This is a genomic window from Halorubrum sp. SD626R, from assembly GCF_001261915.1.
Lineage (GTDB): Archaea > Halobacteriota > Halobacteria > Halobacteriales > Haloferacaceae > Halorubrum.
Genome location: NZ_CVRT01000069.1, coordinates 1 through 6,395, shown reverse-complemented (window position 1 = coordinate 6,395; position 6,395 = coordinate 1). Strand labels below are relative to the sequence as shown.

9 protein-coding genes are annotated in these 6,395 nt (G+C 69.4%); 5 read left to right on the top strand and 4 right to left on the bottom strand.

Annotated features, from left to right (window positions below; genetic code table 11):
• The 3 genes from SD626R_RS07235 to SD626R_RS07225 all read left to right on the top strand — a co-directional run.
• A partial coding sequence (locus SD626R_RS07235; RefSeq protein WP_176697293.1) for a glutathione S-transferase N-terminal domain-containing protein occupies positions 1–218 on the top strand: 218 nt, incomplete at its 5' end.
• Between the two features lies 1 nt (position 219).
• On the top strand, positions 220–729 hold the full coding sequence (locus tag SD626R_RS07230) for a redoxin domain-containing protein (RefSeq protein ID WP_092565187.1): 510 nt from the start codon (positions 220–222) through the stop codon (positions 727–729).
• Positions 730–859: 130 nt separating this feature from the next.
• Positions 860–1,540: an L-threonylcarbamoyladenylate synthase gene (locus SD626R_RS07225; RefSeq protein WP_092565185.1), complete on the top strand. Its 681-nt coding sequence runs from the start codon at positions 860–862 to the stop codon at positions 1,538–1,540.
• A 31-nt stretch (positions 1,541–1,571) separates the two neighbouring features.
• On the opposite strand, the gene SD626R_RS07220 is transcribed toward SD626R_RS07225, so the two are convergent.
• From SD626R_RS07220 to SD626R_RS07210, 3 genes are all read right to left on the bottom strand, one after another.
• A complete protein-coding gene (locus SD626R_RS07220; RefSeq protein ID WP_092565183.1) occupies positions 1,572–1,838 on the bottom strand; it encodes an HAH_0734 family protein in 267 nt (88 codons plus the stop codon).
• 72 nt (positions 1,839–1,910) lie between these two features.
• Positions 1,911–3,731, bottom strand: coding sequence for a ribosome biogenesis/translation initiation ATPase RLI (locus SD626R_RS07215; RefSeq protein WP_092565181.1), 1,821 nt, complete (start codon positions 3,729–3,731; stop codon positions 1,911–1,913).
• A gap of 1 nt (position 3,732) precedes the next feature.
• Positions 3,733–4,041: an EMC6-like membrane protein gene (locus SD626R_RS07210; protein WP_092565179.1), complete on the bottom strand. Its 309-nt coding sequence runs from the start codon at positions 4,039–4,041 to the stop codon at positions 3,733–3,735.
• Positions 4,042–4,414: 373 nt separating this feature from the next.
• Here SD626R_RS07210 and SD626R_RS07205 point away from each other — a divergent pair, with 373 nt between their 5' ends.
• Complete coding sequence (locus tag SD626R_RS07205; RefSeq protein WP_092565177.1) at positions 4,415–4,696, top strand: MarR family transcriptional regulator; 282 nt, start codon at positions 4,415–4,417, stop codon at positions 4,694–4,696.
• Between the two features lie 93 nt (positions 4,697–4,789).
• On the opposite strand, the gene SD626R_RS07200 is transcribed toward SD626R_RS07205, so the two are convergent.
• Complete coding sequence (locus SD626R_RS07200; RefSeq protein WP_092565189.1) at positions 4,790–5,068, bottom strand: DUF7536 family protein; 279 nt, start codon at positions 5,066–5,068, stop codon at positions 4,790–4,792.
• A gap of 181 nt (positions 5,069–5,249) precedes the next feature.
• On the opposite strand from SD626R_RS07200, the gene SD626R_RS07195 reads away from it, so the two are divergent.
• Positions 5,250–6,224 carry a C-terminal binding protein gene (locus SD626R_RS07195; protein WP_092565175.1) on the top strand — a complete coding sequence of 325 codons (975 nt, stop codon included), beginning with the start codon at positions 5,250–5,252 and terminating at the stop codon, positions 6,222–6,224.
• The last annotated feature ends 171 nt before the right edge of the window (positions 6,225–6,395 follow it).

Here is a 6,395-nt window from a genome sequence, read left to right as displayed (position 1 = left end):
AGCCGATGCACTCGGAGCGCAACGTCGTCAAGCGCGTCTCCGGCGCCCGGAGCGTGCCGGCGATCGTCGACCGCGAGACCGGCGTGACGATGTCCGAGAGCGCGAATATCGTGGAGTACCTGGAGGGGACGTACGGCGACGCGGCCACAGACGGGGGCCGCGCAGCCGACGACGCGGCCACAGACGGGGGCCGCGCAGCCGACGAGGGAGGTGCCTGAGATGCCCGACTTCGACGTCGTCTCCCTGCCCGAGACGGACCACGTTGCCGAGAGCGACGCGGCGCCCGACTTCACCCGACCCCTCGTGAACGAGGAGTACTGGGAGGACCGCGCGCTCGACGACGTCGTCGACGGGCCGACGCTCCTCGTCTTCCACCCGATGGACGGCGCCTTCCAGGCGACGTACCTCTACAACACGATCGACGACCACGGGTGGGCCGACGACGTCGATGTCTTCGGCCTCTCGATCTCGTCGCCGTACGCCCACAAGCGCCTACTCGCCGAGCGGGGCGAGGGCGTCCGGATCTTCTCGGACCCCGGCGCGGGCGTGATCGAGGAGTACGGCGTCGCTCACGATATCGACGGCATGACCGGGGTCACCGAGACCCGACCGGCCGTGTTCCTCCTCGATTCCGACCGCACCGTTGAGTACGCGTGGGTCGCGAGCGAGCACCCCGAGTTCCCCGACGCCGAGGCGATCGACGACGCGATCGGGCGGCTCGTCGACTGAGGTCGTCGACATCGGCTCGACCGAGACGGTCATCGACGCCGGCCCGACCGATCCCGCCGGCGGTCTCCGCCGTGCGACCGCCCCGCCCATACACGTCATCCTTTTTTAAGTCGCGACCGAACGATCGCCCGTGACGGACGACACCGACGACCGGGAGCCTCGGCCCGGATCCGAGCCGGATCCGAGACACGACGCGGACCCGGGCCGCGACGCCGCGAGCCGCCGGGAGGACGTCCGCCGGGCGGCCGCGGCGGTCGCCGACGGCGAGCCCGTCGTCTACCCGACGGAGACGGTGTACGGGCTCGGCGCCGACGCGCTCGACCCCGACGCCGTCGAGCGCGCCTTCAAGCTGAAGGGCCGCGACCGGTCGAAGCCGCTCTCGCTGGGCGTCGCCAGCGTCGACGACGCGCTCCGCTGCGCTCGCCCCACCGAGTTCGCGGTCGCGTTCGCCCGGGCGTTCCTCCCCGGCCCGGTGACGGTCGTCGTCGAGCGCGGCGACGCGGTCCCCGACGCGCTCACCGCCGGCAGCGACCGCGTCGGGATCCGCGTGCCCGACCAGCCGGTCGCGAGGGCGCTCCTCCGCGAGACCGGCCCGCTCACCGCGACGAGCGCGAACGTCTCGGGGACTGGCAGCGTCACCGACCCCGCCGACCTCGACGACCGGATCCGGGACGGCGTCGGCGCGGTGATCGACGACGGCGAGGCGCCCGGCACGGAGAGCACCGTCGTCGACCCCGAGGCGGAAGAGATCCACCGCCGCGGCGCGATGGCCGGCGCCATCGAGGCGTGGCTGGCGGACCCGCCGGTGTAGCGCGGAGCGTAGCGTAGAACAGACCGCGGCCTCAGACCGACAGTTTGCCCTTCTCGCTCAGCACGTCGACCTCCTCGGCGTCGACCGCGTCGACGTCGAGCCAGTGCGGGACGTACTCCCGTTTGTCGTACGCCTCGCGCTCGTCCGCGCTGCCGACCGTACACCAGAGCTGGGGCTCGTCCGGGCCGTGCCAGCCGCCCTGCACGTTGATACCGAAACAGACCAGCTCCTCGCCGTCGTACTCGATCACCGCGTCCCGCCGGATCCCGGGGTCGCCGCGAATGATGAGGTGTTGCATACCCCGTCGTTCGCGGGTTCCGTGCTTAATCGCTTCGATACGGCGGATCGGTCCGGCGATGAGGACCGCCCGTCACCCGGAGTAGTAGTACTCGCCCTCGCGCTTCTGTTTGCTGTCGAGCTGCGAGCCCGGCTTGTTGATCCGGGGGCGGCCCGTGCGCTCGTCGCGGCGGAAGGTGATGTCGAGATCGGCGAGGAACTCGTTCATCCCGTCGCGCATGTCCTGCGGCGGCGCGGCGCGGCCGCGCTCGGCCGGCTCGCCGTCGAAGACCATCAGGCGGTCCGCGAGCAGGTCGATCATGTAGATGTCGTGGTCGATCACCATCACGGTCGCGTCGTGGTTCTCGGCGTACCGGCGGATCGCCGTCGTCGCGCGGACGCGCTGCTCGACGTCGAGGTGCGCGGAGGGCTCGTCGAGCAGGTAGAGATCGGCGTCCTCGGAGAGGCAGGCCGCGATGGCGACGCGCTGGCGCTCGCCGCCCGACAGGTCCGCGAGGTTCTGCTCCATGATCCGCTCTAACTGGAGCGGCTGGGCGACCTCCGTGTTCCAGTAGGAGGAGCCGAACTCGTCGGTGATCGAGGAGAGGAACGCGTCGACGCGCATCGGCTGGTCGATCTCGATGTACTGCGGCTTGTACGCGATGTCGAGCGCGAAGTCGAGCGATCCCTCGTCCGGCTCCAGCGAGCCCGCGAACAGCTTCGCGAGCGTCGACTTCCCGATCCCGTTCGGGCCGACGACGCCGAGCACCTCGGAGTGGTTGATCGCGCCGCCCTCGACGTGCAGTTCGAACTCGCCGTCGCCGTACGACTTCGAGAGGTCGGGATACTCGATCAGCGTCTCGCTCCGGGAGGCGACGCGGGGCGCGTGCTCCTCGAAGGTGATCGCGGAGGGGCGGATCCGCATGTTCTCGTTGTCGAGGTATCCCTTCAGGTACTCGTTGATCCCGTTCCGGACCGACTTGGGGTCGGTGATGACCCCGTACGCGCCGGGCTCTCCGTAGGCGACGTGGAGCGTGTCGGCGAGCAGGTCGAGGATAGCGAGGTCGTGCTCGACGACGAGCATCGAGCGGTCGGCGGCGTCGTCGTCGGCCAGCTCCCGGATGAGGCGGGCGACGATCATCCGCTGGCCGATGTCGAGATAGGGAGTGATCTCGTCGAGGAAGTAGAAGTCGGCGTCGCGGGCGAGACACGCCGCGATGGCGACGCGCTGGAGCTCCCCGCCGGAGATGGAGTCGATGTCCTGGTCCATCACCGGGGCGATGTTGAGCCGCTCGATCAGCTCGTCGAGCGCGCCGCGCTCGTCGGTGCGCTCTAACAGCTCGCGGGTGTTGCCGTCGAACTGCTTGGGGATCTGGTCGACGTACTGGGGCTTACGGGAGACGCTCACGTCGCCGTCCCGCAGCGATTTCAGGTAGTTCTGCAGTCCCGTGCCGCGGAACCGGTCGAGCACGCGGTCCCAGTCGCCGTCGCTCTCGTGGTCGCCGAGGTTCGGGACCATCTCGCCGGCGAGCCCGTGGACCGCGGTCGACTTCCCGATCCCGTTCGGCCCGAGGATGCCGGTGACGTTGCCCGGTTCGGGGGTCGGGAGCCCGTACAGCGAGAACGCGTTGTCGCCGTAGCGGTGGACAGGGTCGTCGTTCAGCTCCGAGGGGAGGTTGATGATCTCGATCGCGTCGAACGGACAGGAGTTGACGCAGATGCCGCAGGTCTCGCCCAGACAGATCTCCTCGGAGATGTGGATCTGGTCGGGGTCGCCCTCCTCGGTGTCCTCGCCCCGCTCCGTGATGCACTCCTTGCCCGTCCGGTTGGGCGGGCAGTCCTTCATACACTCGTAGTTGCAGCGGTCGGGCTGACACCGATCGAGGTCGACTACGGCGATACTGTCGTCCGCCATCTCACGCCACCAGTTGCACGCCGGACGTCGCCAGCACGGTGTAGCTGATGAACCACAGCGTGAACGTCAGGAACGCCACGTAGAGGTTGTCCTTGACGCCGAAGTCGCCGACGCCGATGACCTTGTACAGCGGGAACTGGGCGAGCACGAACGCGCCGAGCACCAGCACGACCGTGGTGCTCTGTGCGGCGGCCACGGTCGTGCCCACGTAGGCGGCCGAGACGACGCCGGCGGCGATCCCCGCCAGACAGCAGATCGTCGTGACGACCACGCCGCGCGCGTGGCCGGATATGCCCGAGTCGTCGCTCATACCAACGGATCCGCGAGCGCCCGTGAAAAGCCGTTCGTTCCGACCGTCGTGCGTTCGGGACCGTCGGCGTCGAGCGGGAACGACGCGTGAGGCCGACGCGAACCGGGGGCCGTGTGAGGCCGGAGAGACGCGAGCGGCGCGAGGCGGGCGGGGGCGATGAACAAAGCGAACCGGGGCGGCCGATCGGATGCGAGCCGGAGCGCGCGCGAGCCGCATCGCTGACTGACTGGTCAGTCGAACGGGATAAATCGGAGGAAATTGCTGGTTGTCAACGCAGGAACCAGCAACATAATCCGGGTAAGGCGGTGAAATCCCGAAAATCGGACCGCGGGCCATCAACATTTATGCCGATGTGCGGTTTCGAATCGTAACGATGGAAGGAACCCAAACGGAGGGGCTCGACGACCTCCCGCCGAGCGCCAAACTCGTCTTCAAGGTGCTCGAATACAACGGCCCGCTGACACAGAAGGGCATCGTACAGGAGTCGATGCTGTCGGCCCGAACCGTTCGGTACGCCCTCGAACGGTTGGAAGGGATCGGGGTCGTCGACGAGGACGTCTACTTCGCGGACGCCAGACAGAACCTCTACAAGCTCACCGAGCCCGCACAGGAGTTCACCGGCGAGGAGTGCGACGCCTCCTGTACCGCCGACTGAACGCGACGGGCGATCCGGACTCAACCGATCCGAACTCGACCGGTCGCGCCGACCTCTCGGTCGTTCGTGTCGCCGAGCGGCGTGCGCGTCGGTTCACTCGACCCGCTCTGTCGACGCCTCACCGGCTCCCCGCGCCGCCTCCGCGATCGTGAGCGCGACGGCGACCAACAGTGCGAACGTCGCCGCCAGCACGAACGCGAGGAACAGGAACCAGACGTCCGGCCCGAACAGGGGGTACTCCCGCGTATCGATCACGGGGCCGAGCAGCTCCAGCGTCCGGACGAGGTACAGCAGGAGCGCGAGCCCGGCGCCCGCGACGAGCCCGATCCGGACGTTCCGGTAGAACGCCAGCGACTCCAAGAGGACGAGCATCGGGGGTTTAGAGGAGCTCTCGTCGGTCACGGGAACGCGTAGTCGCCCGGCGCGCAAAGAGCCTCCGGAAACGCATCGGGGACGACCGCTGTCGCCCGGACCATCACGATCGAAAATAGACGTTTGAGTCCCTAACAACGTCAATACCAGCCATCAAGTGAGAGCGGGGTGAAGCGCCTCCATGGCCAAGGTCGTCCTGTCGTCGTTCCCGATGATCGACCCGGAGACGTACCGCGAGGTGCTCGGCGAGCGCGTCGACGAGCCCGTCGAGATCGAGGTCGCCGACCTGGGGTCGGCCGAGCGGGTGATCGAGGCGGCCGCGGGCGCCGACGCGGTCGTTACCGACATCAACACGCCCGTCACCGCCGAGGCGCTCGCGGCGCTCGATCTCGAGGTCGTCGTCCGGTCTGCCGTCGGCGTCGACAACATTGACGTCGGCGCCGCGGCCGACCGGGGCGTCACCGTCACCCGCGTCCCCGACTACTGCACCGACGAGGTGGCGACCCACTCCGTCTCGCTGCTGCTCGCCTGCCTGCGCTCGCTGAAAGCGTACGACGACGACGTCGCCGCCGGCGGCTGGAGCTGGGAGACCGGCCGGCCGGTCCGCCGCGTGAGCGCGTCGACAGTCGGGCTGCTCTCCTTCGGGCCGATCGCGCGGCGCGCGGCCGAGCAGCTCGTCGGCTTCGACGCCGAACTGCTCGCCCACGATCCGTTCGTCGACGCCGACGAGATGGCGGAGTACGGCGTCGAGAAGGTCGAGTTCGAGGCGCTGTTCGACCGCGCCGACCACGTCGGCGTCTACGCGCCCCTCACCGACGCGACCCGAGGGATGGTCGACGCCGACGCGCTCGCGCGGCTCGGCGAGGACTCGGTCGTCGTCAACGTGAGCCGCGGCCCGGTCGTCGACGCCGACGCGCTGCTCGACGCGCTGGAGTCCGGGTCGATCAAGGGCGCCGGCCTCGACGTGCTCGCCGAGGAACCCCCAGAAGACGACCCGCTCGTCGATCGTGACGACACCGTCGTCACGCCCCACGCGGCGTGGTACAGCGAGGAGGCCAAGAACGACCTGAACCGGAGCGGCGCGGCCGACGTCGCCGCCGTCTTCAACGGCGAGACGCCGGCTGGGCGGGTCGATCCCGACGCCGACTGGCTGTAGCGGGGGGACGGGAGACCTCGCCGCAGCGGGCTACAGCCGGTCGAGCGCGTCGAAGTCGTCGCCGTCGCCGGTGCCGCTCCCGGAGTCCCCGTCGTCCGCCTTCGCCGCCTCGAACTCTCCCGCCTCCAGCCCCGCCGCCAGCCCGGGACCGAGGTCGTACGTGTCCCGGAC